The following is a 16,885-nucleotide window of genomic DNA, read 5'->3' as shown; positions in this document are numbered from 1 at the left end:
GTTTACGAAGGCGTACCCCCGGTACGCCTTCACAAACGCGCCTTGCATGGAACGAAAATTCGGCAAAATTGGCTGCCCTCAGAGTTCTCAGACACGCCCTAATGAATTTTCATCTTTTTGTATGAACTCCCAGGTTTCTTACATCGATCCTTTTACAACAAAATCATTATTATTAAAAAACTCATAAAAGTCCTCTGGTTTATCTTTAAACCTGTTGCTGAATTCTCTGGCTTTTGAAGCCTTTTATTCTTCCGCTAAATTTCTCTCATGATGAAGCACATGATCCAAATTACAAGAAAAATACAATAAAAAATATGGGATATCCGTAAGCGTAAAACTCTCCCCACCTTCAATAACTAGGCCGGCTATGAGATCATGAGATTATCCTGAATACGGAGGGTATCTCATGAAAGCCAAAGAACAACGCAGACATGATTGGAATGTACACATTGCAGAATTTCGGGCTAGCGACCTCACGATGAAGGCTTGGTGCGCCGCGAATCATTACTCTGTCGAACAATTGAAATATTGGCTGTACAAATCAAAGCGTGTCTCATCCTCAACTACTCCGGAACCAAAGGTTTCTCCCGTACAATTTGTACAGCTTGCCACCGTGAATTTACCTGGAATCGCCTATCCTGCTCCTTCCCTAATCGTTCGTATAGGTCTGGCCTGCATCGAGCTTCATTCCGGCTTCGACCCGAAGCTGCTGCGCGATGTCGTTCATGCGCTTACTCCGTGATGCAGACCTTTTCCAGCGATCAGCGTGTGTTTCTCGCCTGCGGTTCAACTGATCTGCGCAAGTCGATCGACGGACTTTCTGCCATCGTCCAGGAAAGCTTCGGTCTGAATCCTTTCTCATCCAGCTTGTTCGTCTTCTGCAACCGCGAATGCAACAAGCTCAAAATCCTCTACTGGGATCACAATGGATTCTGGCTTTACTATCGCCGCCTGGAACGTGGCAGATTTGAGTGGCCAACAGGCAATGAAGCAATCGTAACGATCTCCGGCAGGGAGCTTCGTTGGCTACTGGATGGCCTTTCGCTCAGCCAGCGGCAAGCGCATCCCGAGGTCATTGCCGCTTCCGTCATTTAGCCACATCTTCGTACTCATTTCGTCATATGTTCTGACAGGTATTGGATTCCCTTTGTCAAAATGGTATGGTACGGAAAATTATACAGAGACATGGGTTACATGGGCAAGATGGAAGAGCACCTCATCAAGCTGCAGCATAATTGTGTCTCTGATCGACGTCATTATGCTTCAAACCAATTAATTAGGATCATGCATGAGCATGTTTTAATCTTCCGGAAAAATGATTGTTGGGTAGTGCCATTACGTGTGATCCGGCAGCTGCAGCAAGATCTTCGCGAAAGCACCTTGCCTACGTGGAGAGATCTGGTTCAGGCAGCATTGGAACATTGCGGAAAGTCGGCTCCTTTAGAGGACCTATACCAAGTACTCGAATCGACCGAAAAGGCGAAACGTAATCCTCACTGGAAAAAAAAATTCGCCAGACCCTTCAACTCGGGAAAGAATTTGAATCCGTTTGCCGAGGGACTTGGAAACTGAAAGCAGCATAGATCTGTACCGTAATTGAATATCTGAACCTTGAGCACGGGGGTAACTTTTAATTAAGTCTCCCTAGTGCTCCTGGGGGACCATATGGAGGACCTATGATGCCTAAAAAAATAATAGCGCTTGAAGAAAGTATCAGAAAAGATAACGGGTAGTTCAATTTTTAGTGCCTCATAAGCTAGAGGTTCACCTCCAGCTTATTTATTGAGCCAGGATTCCCTTGGTTGGTATTGAGACAAATCACGGACACCTAACTGATTTTTCAGAGCTTCTTGTAGTACTTGAGAAAAATTGATATTATTCTCTTTGGCCATTTCATCTAACCAAAATGAGACTGTGAGAGTTTTCTTTACCGATTTATTTAGTCTGTACCAGGTCCGTGATTAAATTTAGTACCTTTTCCAATAGCATAGAATTGACCGCCAGCAACATAGTGTATTGTACGCAATTCATCAGGAGCATCATCAAAAATCCAATGTCCGTTGTTGAATACTCGATCGTCACTCCAAGCACCGACAATTTCACCCATGAAAAGATCATATTCTTGTTCATTTTCATAATTTGGGAGAACCTTGCATACTAGCCAGCCAGCAGAACCTTTAACTAGTGGTAAATCAAACTCTTCTTGGTAAAATAGTGAGATATTATCAAGTTTATTGTCTATTTCTTTAGAGCTGTGCTCACCAACATACAAGACAGTTTCCATTTGTTTAACAGTTGGAACTTGTACTACATAATAACCACTCTTTTCAACGAGTTCACGTGTGAAAGCTTGTTTGCCGATAAATGCCATCACTTTATTATTTCCCACCAGACCGACCCAAGCGGCTGCCATTACATTTTCTATCCCATCGTGTTTAGCAGAAATCATGGTTGTTGGACCTACTTGCAATAAACGGTATGCTTTCTTTAAATCAACAGGCTTAATTGCCATTATTTGTTCTCCTTTTCATTGTTAGCTTATTTTCTTGTTGAACACTTCACTGACAAATAAGAATTAACGATTAAGAGTCATAAATGTTCTCCCTTCATTCCAAGCATTTCCAATTTTATCTCCTAAAGTGAAATAGCCATTGCTGAATGAATCAAAAAACAACATCCCTGTCTTCTTGGCATCAATTTTGCCTTTTTCATTTAAGACAGATTCATCTACTGCTATATTGACCATCTTGCCGACAATTGCATGGATATGATTACCTCTTACAATCTCTGTGAGTTCGCATTCGATTACCAAATTACTCTCTTTAATGATCGGTGCATTAACGTATTTGCTCTTAGTGGCCTTCAAACCTGTTTTTGCGAATTTATCTGTATCTCTATACCCCGACACTGAGCCAAAAAAGTCTGCTTCCTTCATGAGATTTTGAGTGGCCAGTGCAACCGTAAAGGCACCCATTTTTTCGATATTCTCGTGCGTCTTTTTATTCGTACCAACACCCAAATTGATATATCCTCCGTGATTCATCGTGCACCAGTGCAAATTCATCACATTGACAGTTCCGTTCTCATCGTAAGTAGATACCATCAAAAGTGGCATGGGATAGCCATAACCAAAAGCACGTGGACTGAAATCTTTCATGATTAAAAATACCTCCGTTCAGTTATGATGTATAGTATAATGGAAGCATCACAAAAGACTAGTATGCACTTTTTAGTAAGATACTATCAAAAAGGAGAGTACTACATGATTCACAGTAAAACAAGAAGTGAAAAAGAAGACAGTAATGAATCATTTGTGTATACCTTATCGCTAATAAGTGGTAAATGGAAATTACATATCTTATTCTTGCTATTGAAGGAAGAGATTATGCGTTACGGTGAGTTGAAAAGAGCGCTTCAAGGAGTTACTCACAAAATGCTTAGCAATCAATTAAAAGAGCTAGAGGCTGATTCGCTCATTACACGCCATGAATACTCACAAGTACCACCTAAAGTTGAGTACTACCTTTCAGAGCGTGGCAAGTCCCTCATCCCTGCTCTGCAAGAGCTTTGCAAATGGGGAGCAGCTCATATAGATGATGAACAATAAGTCACGAGTCATTCACTTAAGGTGCTATCAATTATATTGATGAAACAGCCAAAATTACCAAGTAAATATAAATAAGCTAGAGGTTCACCTCCAGCTTATTTATTTGAGACAGGATTCCCTTGTTGGGGTACGGAAACGGACAAGCGCATAGCTTACTTTTAAAGTCTGATGGTACTGTCTGGGCTTGGGGGAAGAATGACTTGGGTCAGTTAGGGAATGGAACAACCGTTAACGGATATCCATTACTTTCGCTGCGGTGTACATTGTTTTCAAACTATGTGCTTTTTCCTTATTTCTTTTTTTGTATTTGAACAACTTTATGTGAATCTGATGCACAGATAGAATCTTCAAAATATAATGCTTTCTCACCAACATTATAATCTATTTTCACATACTTATTGTCGATGAAAGTGCCATCTGTATCTGTAACTTGAATTACTGTTAATATATCATTCTTTAAAAATTTTCTTTCATTAATACATCTGCAGAATCAAACGACTGCGTTTTAGAACAAGGAAACGCGAATTTACCTCATACAACATTTTTCAAATTTTGTATTTCAATTTCAGATATTCTTACTTTCTTATTCATCAGAATGTCTCCATTCAATTCAAAAGTTTATGCCTTTTAAACTTCCCCCTGCAAATTAATTATCGGCCATTATTGATTATTATATTCCTATTCTTAAGATAGCGACATACATAATTATCCTGGCACCCTTGTTTTGCGGCGCAGCCTGCGCTCAAAACCGACATAAAGCACAATGTAGAGGACGAAAAATCCGCCGGACAGCAAATACATCGTCGAATAATTCGTCACAGCGGCTACGGCTCCCAGCAAAATAGAACCGCTTCCGATACCGATATCAAAAGCATTGTAATAGGTCGCCGTCGCTACGCCTCTGCGCTCTGGCTCTACGAGATCGATAACCCAAGCCTGAAGCGCTGGGAATAGGGCGCCAAAGCCAAAGCCATAAAACAGCCCCGACAGCAGCAGCATCGCTGTAGAATGCGTAAAATAAAGCATGACGCTAGCAATAATGCATAGTATGGCAGCAGGCAGCAGCACCCACATGCGTCCTTTGCGATCAAACAACGGGCCGCTAATAAAGCGGATCAGAAACTCGCTGATGGCCACGACAAGGAAGAAAATGCCGACACTGCCTAGGCCCTGCTCTTTGCCAAACAAGGCGATAAAGCTGAGCACCGTGCCGAAGGGGATGCCGATAAGCAAGCCAAGCAGCGAAGGCATAAACGCCTTGCGCTCCACGACGCTGTCCATCCAGTTTCCCGTTTCTATTACAGGAGCTGCGGCTGGCACCTTTTTCTCCACTCGCGGAAAGCGCACAAAGCAGGTACTGATCAAGCTAAGCAGCATAACAACTGCTCCAATTAAAAACAGCGCCTTAAAGCCATATTCCGTCATGATCCAAATGCCAAAAAAGGGCCCTAAAGCGAATGAAATCGAATTCCCTGTTGCAAAAAAGCCCATGCCCTCTCCTCTTCGAGAGGCTGGCACTAAATCGGATGCCGCTGTGCCAAACAGCGTCGTTGCAATACCAAATCCGACGCCGTGCACGACGCGCAGCACCAGCAGCACAGCAAGCGTCGCAGCTAAATAATAGCCGGTAAGCGCGATAAGACTTATAGCTACTCCGAGAAGCAGCAGCTTCTTTTGGCCCAGCCGCTTAATGCCATAGCCTGTTCCAAGCCGGGAAAGGACGGCCGTAAACGTAAATAAGCCCATAATCAGGCCAATTTGCGTTTGGCTGCCCCCCTGCTCCGCGGCAAACACAGGAAGTGTCGGCAGCAGCATTTCAAGGGCCATAAACAACAGCAGATTAGAGCCCATTAATAAAATGAAATTTTTCGACCATAGCGCCTCGCGCATTTGTCTCGCTCCTTTATGTTGACTGGCTAAGTATGTGACGTTCCGATCCACTTACGATTGGTTCATCATATAGCAGTTTCCCGGCCCTGTCTACGATGATAATTGCGGCTTTCAACTTTCTATTGCGGTCTTCTGCATGTGTGATAACCTGTAGAAGAGGTTGGTCTTCAGAAATCTCATTTTCCACTTGAAGTGAGGAGCCTGTCTATGAAACAAATGATAAGCGATGAACAGCCTGATGTAATTATTTTCAAAAAATTTCTTGTTCAGCTTATCCGTAATTATCTGTTTGGCGGGTCTGTCGCTGTACTTGGGGTTGGAAGCATTCTGATTTTTTCAACCTTGCAGCTGAGCAGCATTGAATTTTTTCGGCTGGCGCTTCTACTCATCGTTTCGCTGCTCATCATGTTCAGCTGTGAATGGCTCGCTTTCAAGCGGCACATTAAGCCTATACGCGTTATTTTTTACATAGAAGCTACTTCTGCCCAGCTCCGAGAGGCCTATCTGCAAGTACATAACTTTCCGCTCCTATCGGTTAAGCGAACCGTCGGCCCCCACTTTCTAGGTCTGGCGATTCCCGTGGGCAGTCTCACTTATTTAGGTATAAAGCTGCAATGGATCGTATTTCCTTACTACTATATTGCAATAGGTGCGGCATGTGCGGTGCTTATTGCGGCGATGCATGCCATGCTTGAGTTTTTTCTGACAACTAGGGCGATCCCACCGCTCATTACGCATATACGCGCGCTGCATATTAAACGGTTTAACGCTGATTTGACGCTCGAGGGACAGGTTTTGATGACGATCAGGCGCAAGTTTTTGCTCAGCGCTTTTATTATCGGGACGCTTCCGATGCTTATGTTCAGCCTCGCAACGCAAATTCGCATAGAGGGTTTCGCTAGTACCGACTCCACTTCCGCCGCCTATTGGCAATGGGCCATCATCATTCTCGTAATTGGCATTTTATTTTCCTGGCTTAGCGCATCGCTGCTCGCCAAAGATATTCAGTCGCCCATTGAGACGCTCCAGCAGGCGATGGTCAGCGTTCAAGAGGGCAACCTCGACCATAAGGCCGAGGATATTTATTCGGATGAATTTTCTAAGCTCGTTGCCGGCTTTAATCATATGGTCGATGGATTGAAGGAACGCGAGAAGCGCAATGCCCAGCTGCTGCAAAGCTATTTCATTACACTCGCTGCGGCGCTTGAAGCCCGCGACCACTATACTGCAGGACATTCGGAGCGCGTAGCTGAATATTCCGTCCTCATCGGGCAGCTCGCTGGCTGGGACGATTCCGTACTGGATACGATTCGCAAATCGGCGCTGCTCCATGATATTGGCAAAATCGGTGTCCGCGACGCCGTGCTGCTGAAGGACGGCAAGCTGACCGATGAGGAATTCGACCAGATTAAGCAGCATCCGATTTTAGGCGAAAATATTTTGCGGCGCATTGAGCCGGCTGACGCAATGGAGCATCTGCTTCCGGGCGTGCGCTCCCATCATGAGCGCTTTGATGGCAAAGGCTATCCCGACGGGCTGACAGGCGAAAATATTCCGCTGCTCGGCAAGGTTATTGCCATCGCCGATGCCTTCGATGCAATGACCTCTGATCGCCCCTACCGCAAGGGCATGACCGTGAGCAAAGCGCTCAGCATTTTGGAGGAAGGCAAGGGAACTCAGTGGGACCCTGAACTTGCCGAGCTGTTCATCCGCTGGCATAGGAAGCAGGAGCAGCAAGCTTCTGAGGATACGCGTGCAGAGGCATGAGCGGGCTATTCCGCTTACTTCAGGACATCCAGCTTATAATAAAAAAGGGGCTGTCTAATTAGTCCCCAAAATAAAAAGGTTGGGCGAGAAAACGTACAGTTTTCTGTCCAACCTTTTTGTGTAGCTGTTTTCTTAGAAAAGTGGAGAGGCGGATGCCCACCACCTTTAGAAGGTTATGGGCTAAAGCCACAAGAAGCGACGGAACGAGCGGTTGCCCTTGATGTGACCCAATACGCTCTCCACCTCGACTTTGCACCGAGCTATCCAATGCCCCATAATCGGCCTCGGCTCGTCCGGTGTGCTCGGACATCTCTTAGGGGCCGGATATATGCTGATTGCCAGAAGTGCGTTGCAAGTGCAATCTTAAAGTTTTCTTTACATTTCACAAATGGGCAAATCAACCCTGCTAAGATAGAATCACTATGGTATTTAGTATCACTTTTTCGTAAGGTGTTACGAATGCAACAGCATTCACTTTTAAGAATCCCTATTTTGAAGCAGTGGTGTAGAATGATGTCGAAAGCAGTCGCAACTTGTGCAGTTTTGCTTTAGTTGTGAACGCCCAATCGTAATGGAGGAGAAGCAGTTGAGACAGATCAGAAGCATCCTAATATCCTTTTTCGTTGTTTGCCTGGCATTCACGGTCGGAGTACCTGTCAGTGAGGCTGCCGGCAGGGGACAGATAGGCTTCGTCAGCGACATAACGGGAAGCCCCGGAGATACAATCACGGTGAAACTTTATGTGGATCTGACCGCCGTGAACAACGCATATGTGGATTTCCAACCACTTCCTGAACTTGAGGGATGGGGCACCACTTTTTTTGACCATAGCTTTGGAGAAAATTGGGTTCAAGTCGGCAATCAGAACCGCTTTGTCATCGATTGGAACTTGAAAATAGCGGAAGATGCCGTGCCGGGCGTATACCACATTTCCATAAACAGGGAATTGACATTTTACGAAGTGGATTATCAAACTTCGACGAACTATGATACGGATAATAAAACGATCACGGTTCTCGGATATACGGTAGCGCCCATTGACAACCAGACGTTAAGTCCGCTGATCCAAGGGTATGATGCCGGGTCTCAGGAAACGCGAACGATTGAGACGCAACGTACGGGCAGCGGGAATCTCGCTAATTTGCAAGCACAGCTTAGCGGTGCAAATGCAAACGATTTCGTTTTGACGCAGCCGCAGCCGAATATGTTGAATACCATAGAGGAAGGCACTTCCTTCACCGTCAAAGCAAAAGACGGCCTCACGCCGGGCACGTATACGGCGACGGTCAACGTATCAGCCAACAAGATGGCGGCGGGAGCAACATTTACGGTGACGCAGGTCGTGTACCAGCGTCTGTCGATTACTAGTCATCCGCAGAGCATACTCGCGAAAGTAGGCGACAGCGCAAGCTTCGGCGTGACGGCGACAGGCGGAAACCTTGTCTATCAATGGCAGGAGGATATAGGGGAAGGCTTCACGAACATGGCGGGTCAGAACGGAGCGACGTTGAATCTGTCGGCGGTAACCGGCGATATGTCGGGACGCCAGTATCGCGCCGTGGTCGCTAGCAGCGCCGGGCAAACCGACACGTCGAACGCTGCGCAGCTCACTGTGAAGAACGTGCCGGGTACGCCCGAGCTTGTAGCTTCGGAATCCGACGCCAAAGTTACGTTGACCTGGACGCCGTCAAGCGGCGCGTCCGTTTACAAAGTATACAAAAGCGAGACGGCAGGCAACTTTGCCGGGGCGGAAGAACGCACAGTAGCAGCTAACGTATACGAGTACGAGTGGTCGGGATTGACGAACGGAGCGACGTACTACTTCAAGGTGAAAGCCGAGAACGAGGTCGGAGACAGCGCGTCGAACGAGAAGAGCGCAACACCGCAGGTTGCAGCGCCTGGAGTACCGGTGCCGGGGCCAGCTACACCGGGAGATGCCCGAATAAGCCTAACGTGGAATCCGGTGATCGGTTCCACGGGGTACAAAATATTCAAAAGCACGACCTCTGGCGTTTATGGATCAGAGGAAGTCTCGGTAAGCGATTCTGTATATGGCTATGATGTAACCGGATTAACGAACGGCACAACGTACTATTTTGTGATCAAAGCGACGAACCCGGGAGGAGACAGTACTGCGTCCAATGAAGTGAGCGCAACGCCGCGAACGGTTCCATCGGCTCCAACGGGCGTAACCGCGGTAGCTGGCAATGGACAAGCGACGGTAAGCTTCACTGTCCCGGCGAATGGCGGAAGCGACATTACTTCCTACAAAGTTACGGCTATGCCGGGAACGATAACCGTAACAGGGACGGGGAGCCCGATCACGGTAACAGGGCTATCCAACGGAGTTACGTATACGTTTACGGTGCAAGCTGTCAATAGCACGGGCAGCAGCGTGGCCTCCGACGCCTCTAATTCCATAACGCCGAGAAAGCCGTCCAGCAGCAGTAATACATCGACGCCATCTTCAACGCCTGCGACACCTGATCCGGTATCAACACCTGGTTCTCCAGAGCCTACGGTTGATGTATTTAACAGTAGCATTGTGAATGAAACCAATTTAGTAAAGACGATTGAAGCCAAAGTAGCGGTAGCGAAGAATGCAAACGCTACAATTGATTTTGCTGACACGCAAGGGCACTGGGCTGAAAAGACGATCGATGTTTTCATCAAATTGCAACTGATTAAAGGCTACGAAGAGGGTACGTTTAGGCCGAATAGTCCGATCACACGCGCTGAGTTTGCAACGATTCTGAATCGCGTGTTCGATATCCAAGGTGGCAGCCATACGAGTATTGTAATGAAGGATATTGGTGATAGCTGGACGAAAGAAGCGATTGAGAACCTTGTAGCGGCAGGGGTAATCAAAGGCTACAAGGACGGTATGTTCAAGCCGGATAACACGATTACACGTGAAGAAATGGTTGTCATGCTGTCCCGCATTGTAAACCTTAACGACCTGGCGAAGGACCGGGCAAAAGGCAATTTCAATGATCTGAATGGTTCTTATGCAGCTAGCGAAATCAAAGCAGAAGCGCAAGCAGGTATCGTTAGCGGTAAAGGGGATGGGAAATTCGAACCCAAGAGCAATGCCACACGTGCAGAAGCGTTGCAGATCATCTTGAATGTGCTGGAGCTTAACCCACAGTTGAAGAAGTTGTTGGATTCACTTAGCTAGTATCTGTGAAGGACGCCAATCGGGGCGTCCTTCATTTCGTTGTAAACGTTCAAATAGCTTATAGCTATGAGTAGTCATCCCTTGACCTTCAATCTCTTGAAGGTGGCAGGCATCCGCCTCGCTACCTTTCTGCACAAGCACTCGCACAAAAAAAGTTGGACGGAAAACATTACGTTTTTCCGCCCAACTCTTTATTTAGGGACTTATTGGACAGCCCCTTTTAAAAAATCGTTTGAAAGTTTGGATTAACGTTTAATTAATTGGAAATCATCATAATGGAACCCCGGAGAAACAATACAGGAGAACAGCGATGGCTCATCGCCAATCGGCTGCGACATTTGCCACTCGCCTGCTGGCACTACCGCTTGCGGCTGCTGGCCGTTCAGCACATCGCCGCCTACAATAATTTCCTTTCTGAGCGTTGGATCGTCTGCAGTGCCGCCTAAGGAGAGCGTAATTGGGCCGCCCGAATGCCAAATCCACAGCTCATCAGATAGTACTTTATGCCAATCCGACAGCTCATGCGGGTGCAATAAAAAATAAATTGAGGACGCTGCGGCACGCGGTCCAGAATAAGCTTCACCAAGCAGCTCCTGCGGAATTTGGAAGGAAGCCTTCCACAATTCTTTATACCAACCGCCCTCTACATGCGGTTTTAAGCCCAATGCTTCAACTAACGGCGAAATCGCCTTATTCGCTTCACTCATCATTCAATCTCCTTCCAACTGGAAAAAATGCTTATTTCATTTAATTCCCCCAGTGTATCCTTCACTTGGGACAACGTCAATACCTTTTGCGGCAGCCTTGTGACATTCGGCCTACAATCATTTATAATAGTAATAAGAGACAGGGGGTGAACAGATGAACAACCATGTTTTGCAGCAGTTGGCAAGGCAAAGCCGGCTAGTGAAAGGCCTGATCATATTAGCCTTGCTATGCACAGCCATACTATTTGCTTATCAAGCGGAGGACTTGCCCGAACTGAAATCTCCCTCCGATCAATTAACGATTGCAACAGGCGATCATCATGGTGTGGCGATCCGATATCATTCCGGTATTTTGAAGCAGCTTTCCCAGACAACGCTTATAGGCATCACCCTCATTTTAGGCTTGCTCGCATGCCGAAAACAGCGGCTGATCCCACTCTCCATTCGCCGTGCCTTTATACCGCAGCAAATAAAGGATTTATTTTTGATGCCTGTTAAATTCACCGGAAGCTTTATATAGTCGATTGCCAGCATTATACGTATCCGTCCTATCACGATAAACACACAAACTCACGATATAGGAGCTGGCGAAAATGAATATTAGAGAATCGGATTTACCAGGCATTGGACGTAAGTATCAAATGGAGACGAGAGGCGGCGACAAGCTCGTTGTCGTCATCCATGATGACGGAAGAAGAGAAATGTACCATTTTGAATACGATGATCCGGATGACAGCATTTCCATGGTATCCATGGATGACGAGGAGGCCCGTCAGGTTGCTGCCATTATTGGAGGAATGACCTATACGCCGAAGGCGCTTGAGACGATTGAAGTCGCGCTCGACGATTTGACCATTGAATGGTATAAAGTCGAAGCCGGCGCAAGCTGCGTAGGCAAAACGATCGGGGGTTCGGATATCCGCAAGCGGACGGGGACGACGATTATCGCCGCGATTGACAAAGATGGCAAGCATATTAATCCGGGTCCGGATTATATTTTCAAAGCCGACTCTACACTGATTGTTGCAGGTGAACGCCCGCATCTTAAGACGCTTAAGCAATTGCTCGTGAATGGGAGCCGTTAATTATGGACCATCTGGTGCTGGAGATTGGTCTCGCCGTCACTTTGATTGCCCTAGTAGGCTTACTTGCAAATAAAGTAAAATTTTCAGTCATTCCGTTTTATATTTTGATCGGGATGGCTGTGGGGCCGCATGCTCCAAAATTCGGCGTTTTCGATTTCCGCTTTATCGAAAGCGCCCCCTTCATTGAATTTCTCGGCCGATTAGGCGTATTGTTCCTGCTCTTCTATCTCGGTCTGGAATTTTCGGTCGGACGTCTGATGAAATCAGGTAAAAGCATCGCCGTAGGCGGTACCATTTATATTGTTATCAATTTCACGCTTGGACTTGTTTATGGCTTCTCCCTAGGCTTCCCGCTTGAGGAAACGCTCATAATGGCCGGTATTACAACGATCTCTTCAAGCGCCATCGTTGCGAAGGTGCTCGTGGACTTGAAGCGAACCGCGAATCGTGAAACCGAGATGATTCTCGGCATTATTATGTTCGAGGATGTTTTCCTCGCTGTGTATATTTCCATTCTCTCCGGGCTTGTACTCAGCGGCTCCAGCTCGGTTGGCGGTGTACTCCTCTCCGCATCCTATGCGCTTGGATTTATGCTCCTTATACTCGTAGTTGGTCGCAAAGCTGTTCCTCTGTTGAACAAAATATTAAATATCCGCTCGAATGAGTTGTTTCTTCTGTTGATCTTTGGCGCATTGTTTCTGGTTGCAGGCTTTTCTGAAACGATTCACGTCGCCGAAGCAATCGGCGCCCTTCTCGTGGGACTAGTACTTGCCGAAACCGCTCATATGAAACGGATCGAGCATCTGATCCTGCCTTTCCGTGATTTCTTCGGCGCAATATTCTTCTTCAGCTTCGGTCTGACGATTGATCCAACAGCGCTCGGAGGCGCAGTATGGCTATCGCTAGGTGCTGTTGCCCTTACGCTATTCGGGAACGTGCTCGCAGGCATGCTGGCGGGCAAAAGCGCAGGGCTATCGCCTAAAGCTTCCGCGAATATTGGACTGACGATCGTCTCGCGTGGCGAGTTTTCGATTATTATGGCGAATCTCGGCAAAGCCGGAGGATTAATGGAATTGCTTCAGCCCTTTGCTGCCTTATATGTACTGCTGCTTGCGATTTTGGGGCCATTGCTCACCAAGGAATCCAAGCTCATTTACAACGGCATGAACAAAGTATTCCGCTTTGACCACAAGAAGGCTAAAGACAAAGAACCACTCAAAGAGCCGGACGTGTCCAATTAAACGACTTGTCTGCCTGTGCAGCCTAAAAATTTAACAAGCCTGCCTCAACTTACGAAATGTTATTTTCGCAGGTCAAGGCAGGCTTGCTTTTTTTAATAATCGGGTTATTTAGTTTGGCACTCTAGTCGATGCCGTCTTTAAAGTTTTTGCTCCAGTTTTTATCGCCTTTGTGAACGTAGTCCTCCACTGTCTTATGCAGGGTGTTCACAAGCTCTTCCTTGATCTTGGCAATCGTTTCGTAAAAGACAACTTCCTCTGCGCCCGAAATTCTCACTCCGGCCACTGCCTGTGTGGCAGCAAAACGGCGGTGCTCCGACTCAAAGTTTTCCAACGCCTGCAGGGCATGCTCTACATAATGGGATAATTCCTGATGTTCCTTCGGAAGTTGAGCCTTAAGCTCTTGGATGCGTGCTTTTAATACCATTAGAATCACCTCAGCGTTAGTATATACCTCTGTACCCTTACTATAACCGATTTTTATGCTTAGGGCATCACGAAATATGCTAATCGGCGATTATCCGCCTGTTCTTGACGGGTTAACTTGTACCATGACCTGCTTGCCGCTTACTTGAATGCCTGTCTGCGGCTTGCCTTGCTCTGCCAGATCGGCTAGCAGGCGCTCCAACAGCGTCTTGCCAGCAGCCCCCTGCTTGCCTCCTTGAACGCGAACAACAAGCTGCACCGCAGAACCCGACTCCAGCAGCTTCGCTGCCTGGCGCTGCTTCGTGTCATAATCATGCTGTTCAATATCAATGCCAAGGCGCAGCTCCTTCACCTTCACTGGCTGGCCTTGCGCCTTCTCCTGCCGTTTCGCTTGACTAGCCTCCTGCTTCGCAGTACCGCGTCCCATCAGCTTGCAGGGCGGCGGACTGCTCATAATGGACAAGCATACGAGATCTGCCTTGTGCTGCTTTGCCAGCGCGAGTGCCTCGGCGCGGGAAACGACGCCAAGCGGCTCGCCGTTTAGGCCAGTCAGCTCCACCTCAGAGGCTTTGATTTTCTCATTCATCAGCATCGTAACAACCTTCTTTCTGCTGCTCTGTTCTATTCTAGTCGTCCAACTAATCGCAGCTCATGATGCAGCTAATCGCGCTGCTACTCTTGATGCTGCTGAATCAAATCCATCTTCATCTGCCACGTTTTCTCGCTTAGATGAATCGGATAAAATTCCGGGTTCAGCTTGCGCTTCACTTCCGGCAGAAAGCTGCTCAGCTGCTCCTGATGGAACTGCCTAACCTGCGCAAGGGATGGCAGCTCATAAACGAGGCTGCCCTTGTCGAAAATACATTTCAGCAGCGGAACAGCCTCATAGCCGTTCACGTACTTATACAAATACGGGTGCAGCGGATCAAACAGCTTAAGCCTGCTGCCGTCCGGCTTCTCTTCCTCACCGTGTAACGCAATATAATCGGCACGCGCCTTCCCCGTATTCAGGTTGCGGATACGGAACACATCTTTGCGCCCCGGCGTCGTCACCTTCTCGGGGTTCGCAGACAGCTTGATGACGGGCACGTAACGCCCGTCCTTCCAGCGTGCGGTCAGCTTGTACACGCCGCCCAGCGAAGGCTGGTCCGCAGCGGTAATCAGCTGCGTGCCCACACCCCACGTATCAATGCGCGCCCCCTGCGCCTTGAGGTTAAAGATCAGCGTCTCATCGAGATCATTCGATGCGACGATCTTCACATGCGGCAGCCCCGCAGCATCCAGCTGCTTGCGCGCCTCCTTGGACAATAGCGCGAGGTCGCCGCTGTCGAGGCGAATCGCGCTGAGCTGCTTGCCTTGGCGCTCGAGCCAGCGAGCCGTCTTAATCGCATTCGGCACGCCGCTTTCCAGCGTATCGTACGTATCGACGAGCAGCGTCACCTGATCCGGCAGCGCCTCGGCATATTTCATGAATGCTTCTTCCTCGGTATCATGCCCCTGCACCCAGGAATGGGCATGTGTCCCTTTAGCTGGGATGCCGAACAGCATTCCCGCGCGCATATTGGACGTCGCATGGAAGCCGGCGATATAAGCGGCACGCGCGCCCCATACGGCGGCATCCGCCTCCTGCGCCCGCCTTGTCCCAAACTCCAGCAGCGTATCGCCGTCCGCAACCTGCACAATACGCGAGGCTTTCGTCGCAATCAGCGTCTGGTAATTCATAAAGTTAAGCAGCGCCGTCTCAATAAGCTGCGATTCAAATATCGTACCCTCTACGCGAATCAGCGGCTCATTAGCGAATACGATCGTGCCTTCCTCCATCGCATACATGCTGCCGTTGAAGCGGAACTGCCGCAGCCGTTCGAGAAAAGCCGGCTCATATTGCTCCTCCTGCTCAGCCAAATAGGCAAGCTCCTCTTCGCCAAAGCACAGCTCTTCCATATATTTCACAATGCGTTCAAGTCCCGCAAATACAGCATATCCATTGCCAAAAGGCAGCTTGCGGAAATACGCCTCGAATACCGCTGGCGTATCTGCCGTTCCATTTTTCCAATGCGCATACATCATGTTGATCTGATATTTATCCGTATGCAGCGTTAAGTTTGCGCTATTCACAGACACAAGTCACTCCGTTCTAAATGATGTCTGACAGGGGCTGTGAAGAAGGATTGTTCAGGCCTGATGAACAGCGGCGCTTGTAAGGTGAAACGGCTGTCGCCGTCCTCTGGCGGAGCAGCCCGTTTCAGTCCCAGAAATATATTGAAAGGATGGAAAGATCATATCCTCTCCTATATTTCAAGTTAACGCGACCTTCCTTTTCTGAAAAACAGCTTAACCATTGCCAGCAGAAGCAGGCACACCGCAATTCCAATGCACGCTCCTGTAAAATCAACGACCACATCCACACGGTTGCCCGTCCGGTTCAGGCTGGTTAATTGGTTGCGCTCATCAAGCGCCGCCAGGCTCACCGCCGCAAGAAGCGACAGCATCGCCGGCGCAAGCAAACGGCCCTTCATGACGACGCGCAGCAGCATAAACCAGATTGCTCCTAGCATAGCATAAACGAACAGATGGGCGCTCTTGCGAAAAATAAATTCGACAAAATGATACGGGTTCGATTTGGCCTCGATCGTCTTGCCTAAATACGTAATCGACAAATCAGGCAACAGCCGGATCAGCTGCTCCTGTCCAATCCACGCTTGCAGCTTCGGCTTAATCGTCTGCTGGTCGAAGGACTGTGAGGAGAGATGAAACACAAACAAAATCCAAGCGGCCAAAATAACAAGCCATATCCCTATTATATAACGGTTGCTCCTAGTTTCCACCTTGATCAGCTCCTATCCCTTCATTCCGCTCTTTTGAAACAAAACGTTTCATCATTGATCCTAATTGTATCAAAATTTCATTCCCAGCTACAACCTGCTAACACGGTACCTTGCAAGGTGAAACGGCTGTCGCCGTCCTTTGGCGGCGCGGCGCGTTTCAGT

Annotated in this window: 18 protein-coding genes and 1 pseudogene; 10 read left to right on the top strand and 9 right to left on the bottom strand. The window is 47.9% G+C overall.

What is annotated here, in order from left to right; translation table 11 throughout:
* Positions 1 to 406: 406 nt before the first annotated feature.
* The 3 genes from MHB80_RS02535 to MHB80_RS02525 all read left to right on the top strand — a co-directional run bounded on the left by MHB80_RS02535 (position 407) and on the right by MHB80_RS02525 (position 1,572).
* On the top strand, positions 407 to 742 hold the full coding sequence (locus MHB80_RS02535) for an IS66 family insertion sequence element accessory protein TnpB (RefSeq protein WP_341280693.1): 336 nt from the start codon (positions 407 to 409) through the stop codon (positions 740 to 742).
* Complete coding sequence (gene tnpB / locus MHB80_RS02530) at positions 742 to 1,095, top strand: IS66 family insertion sequence element accessory protein TnpB (RefSeq protein WP_341282838.1); 354 nt, start codon at positions 742 to 744, stop codon at positions 1,093 to 1,095. Before MHB80_RS02535 ends, tnpB begins: the two co-directional genes overlap by 1 nt.
* A gap of 99 nt (positions 1,096 to 1,194) precedes the next feature.
* Complete coding sequence (locus MHB80_RS02525; protein ID WP_341280692.1) at positions 1,195 to 1,572, top strand: hypothetical protein; 378 nt, start codon at positions 1,195 to 1,197, stop codon at positions 1,570 to 1,572.
* A 203-nt stretch (positions 1,573 to 1,775) separates the two neighbouring features.
* Here MHB80_RS02525 and MHB80_RS02520 read toward each other — a convergent pair.
* The 3 genes and pseudogenes from MHB80_RS02520 to MHB80_RS02510 form a co-directional block, all read right to left on the bottom strand.
* Positions 1,776 to 1,940 (bottom strand): annotated as a pseudogene (locus MHB80_RS02520) (type II toxin-antitoxin system HicB family antitoxin); the annotation flags it as partial.
* Positions 1,940 to 2,512, bottom strand: coding sequence for a flavin reductase family protein (locus tag MHB80_RS02515; protein WP_341280691.1), 573 nt, complete (start codon positions 2,510 to 2,512; stop codon positions 1,940 to 1,942). The gene MHB80_RS02515 and the pseudogene MHB80_RS02520, both read right to left, overlap by 1 nt.
* Before the next feature lie 63 nt (positions 2,513 to 2,575).
* Positions 2,576 to 3,157, bottom strand: coding sequence for a flavin reductase family protein (locus tag MHB80_RS02510; RefSeq protein ID WP_341280690.1), 582 nt, complete (start codon positions 3,155 to 3,157; stop codon positions 2,576 to 2,578).
* Positions 3,158 to 3,262: 105 nt separating this feature from the next.
* On the opposite strand from MHB80_RS02510, the gene MHB80_RS02505 reads away from it, so the two are divergent.
* The gene (locus MHB80_RS02505; RefSeq protein ID WP_341280689.1) at positions 3,263 to 3,607 is read left to right on the top strand and encodes a helix-turn-helix domain-containing protein; all 345 of its coding nucleotides are present in this window, start codon (positions 3,263 to 3,265) and stop codon (positions 3,605 to 3,607) included.
* A gap of 119 nt (positions 3,608 to 3,726) precedes the next feature.
* Entirely contained in the window at positions 3,727 to 3,918 is a 192-nt protein-coding gene (locus MHB80_RS02500; RefSeq protein WP_341280688.1) for a hypothetical protein, read from the top strand.
* 394 nt (positions 3,919 to 4,312) lie between these two features.
* Here the strand turns inward: MHB80_RS02500 and MHB80_RS02495 are convergent, their stop codons facing one another.
* Complete coding sequence (locus tag MHB80_RS02495) at positions 4,313 to 5,497, bottom strand: MFS transporter (protein WP_341280687.1); 1,185 nt, start codon at positions 5,495 to 5,497, stop codon at positions 4,313 to 4,315.
* Positions 5,498 to 5,704: 207 nt separating this feature from the next.
* Here MHB80_RS02495 and MHB80_RS02490 point away from each other — a divergent pair, with 207 nt between their 5' ends.
* Both MHB80_RS02490 and MHB80_RS02485 read left to right on the top strand, forming a co-directional pair.
* Positions 5,705 to 7,264, top strand: coding sequence for an HD domain-containing phosphohydrolase (locus tag MHB80_RS02490; protein WP_341280686.1), 1,560 nt, complete (start codon positions 5,705 to 5,707; stop codon positions 7,262 to 7,264).
* Positions 7,265 to 7,850: 586 nt separating this feature from the next.
* Positions 7,851 to 10,442 carry an S-layer homology domain-containing protein gene (locus MHB80_RS02485; RefSeq protein ID WP_341280685.1) on the top strand — a complete coding sequence of 864 codons (2,592 nt, stop codon included), beginning with the start codon at positions 7,851 to 7,853 and terminating at the stop codon, positions 10,440 to 10,442.
* Between the two features lie 245 nt (positions 10,443 to 10,687).
* On the opposite strand, the gene MHB80_RS02480 is transcribed toward MHB80_RS02485, so the two are convergent.
* Positions 10,688 to 11,149 (bottom strand): cupin domain-containing protein, encoded by a 462-nt coding sequence (locus MHB80_RS02480; protein WP_341282837.1) that lies wholly within the window; start codon positions 11,147 to 11,149, stop codon positions 10,688 to 10,690.
* A 154-nt stretch (positions 11,150 to 11,303) separates the two neighbouring features.
* On the opposite strand from MHB80_RS02480, the gene MHB80_RS02475 reads away from it, so the two are divergent.
* From MHB80_RS02475 to MHB80_RS02465, 3 genes are all read left to right on the top strand, one after another.
* Positions 11,304 to 11,669, top strand: a complete 366-nt coding sequence (locus MHB80_RS02475; protein ID WP_341280684.1) for a hypothetical protein — start codon at positions 11,304 to 11,306, stop codon at positions 11,667 to 11,669.
* A 73-nt stretch (positions 11,670 to 11,742) separates the two neighbouring features.
* On the top strand, positions 11,743 to 12,234 hold the full coding sequence (locus MHB80_RS02470) for a cation:proton antiporter regulatory subunit (protein ID WP_046229531.1): 492 nt from the start codon (positions 11,743 to 11,745) through the stop codon (positions 12,232 to 12,234).
* 2 nt (positions 12,235 to 12,236) lie between these two features.
* Entirely contained in the window at positions 12,237 to 13,475 is a 1,239-nt protein-coding gene (locus tag MHB80_RS02465; RefSeq protein WP_341280683.1) for a cation:proton antiporter, read from the top strand.
* Positions 13,476 to 13,596: 121 nt separating this feature from the next.
* Here MHB80_RS02465 and MHB80_RS02460 read toward each other — a convergent pair whose 3' ends face one another.
* The 4 genes from MHB80_RS02460 to MHB80_RS02445 all read right to left on the bottom strand — a co-directional run bounded on the left by MHB80_RS02460 (position 13,597) and on the right by MHB80_RS02445 (position 16,723).
* Positions 13,597 to 13,899 carry a hypothetical protein gene (locus MHB80_RS02460; protein WP_341280682.1) on the bottom strand — a complete coding sequence of 101 codons (303 nt, stop codon included), beginning with the start codon at positions 13,897 to 13,899 and terminating at the stop codon, positions 13,597 to 13,599.
* A gap of 90 nt (positions 13,900 to 13,989) precedes the next feature.
* The gene (infC, locus tag MHB80_RS02455; RefSeq protein ID WP_341280681.1) at positions 13,990 to 14,490 is read right to left on the bottom strand and encodes a translation initiation factor IF-3; all 501 of its coding nucleotides are present in this window, start codon (positions 14,488 to 14,490) and stop codon (positions 13,990 to 13,992) included.
* Between the two features lie 80 nt (positions 14,491 to 14,570).
* Entirely contained in the window at positions 14,571 to 16,013 is a 1,443-nt protein-coding gene (locus MHB80_RS02450) for a nicotinate phosphoribosyltransferase (protein WP_341280680.1), read from the bottom strand.
* Between the two features lie 185 nt (positions 16,014 to 16,198).
* On the bottom strand, positions 16,199 to 16,723 hold the full coding sequence (locus tag MHB80_RS02445) for a VanZ family protein (protein WP_341280679.1): 525 nt from the start codon (positions 16,721 to 16,723) through the stop codon (positions 16,199 to 16,201).
* Positions 16,724 to 16,885: the final 162 nt, after the last annotated feature.

The sequence above is a fragment of the Paenibacillus sp. FSL H8-0537 genome (assembly GCF_038051995.1).
Lineage (GTDB): Bacteria > Bacillota > Bacilli > Paenibacillales > Paenibacillaceae > Pristimantibacillus.
The sequence above is the reverse complement of the archived record's forward strand: the minus strand, read 5'-3'. Positions and strand labels throughout refer to the sequence as shown.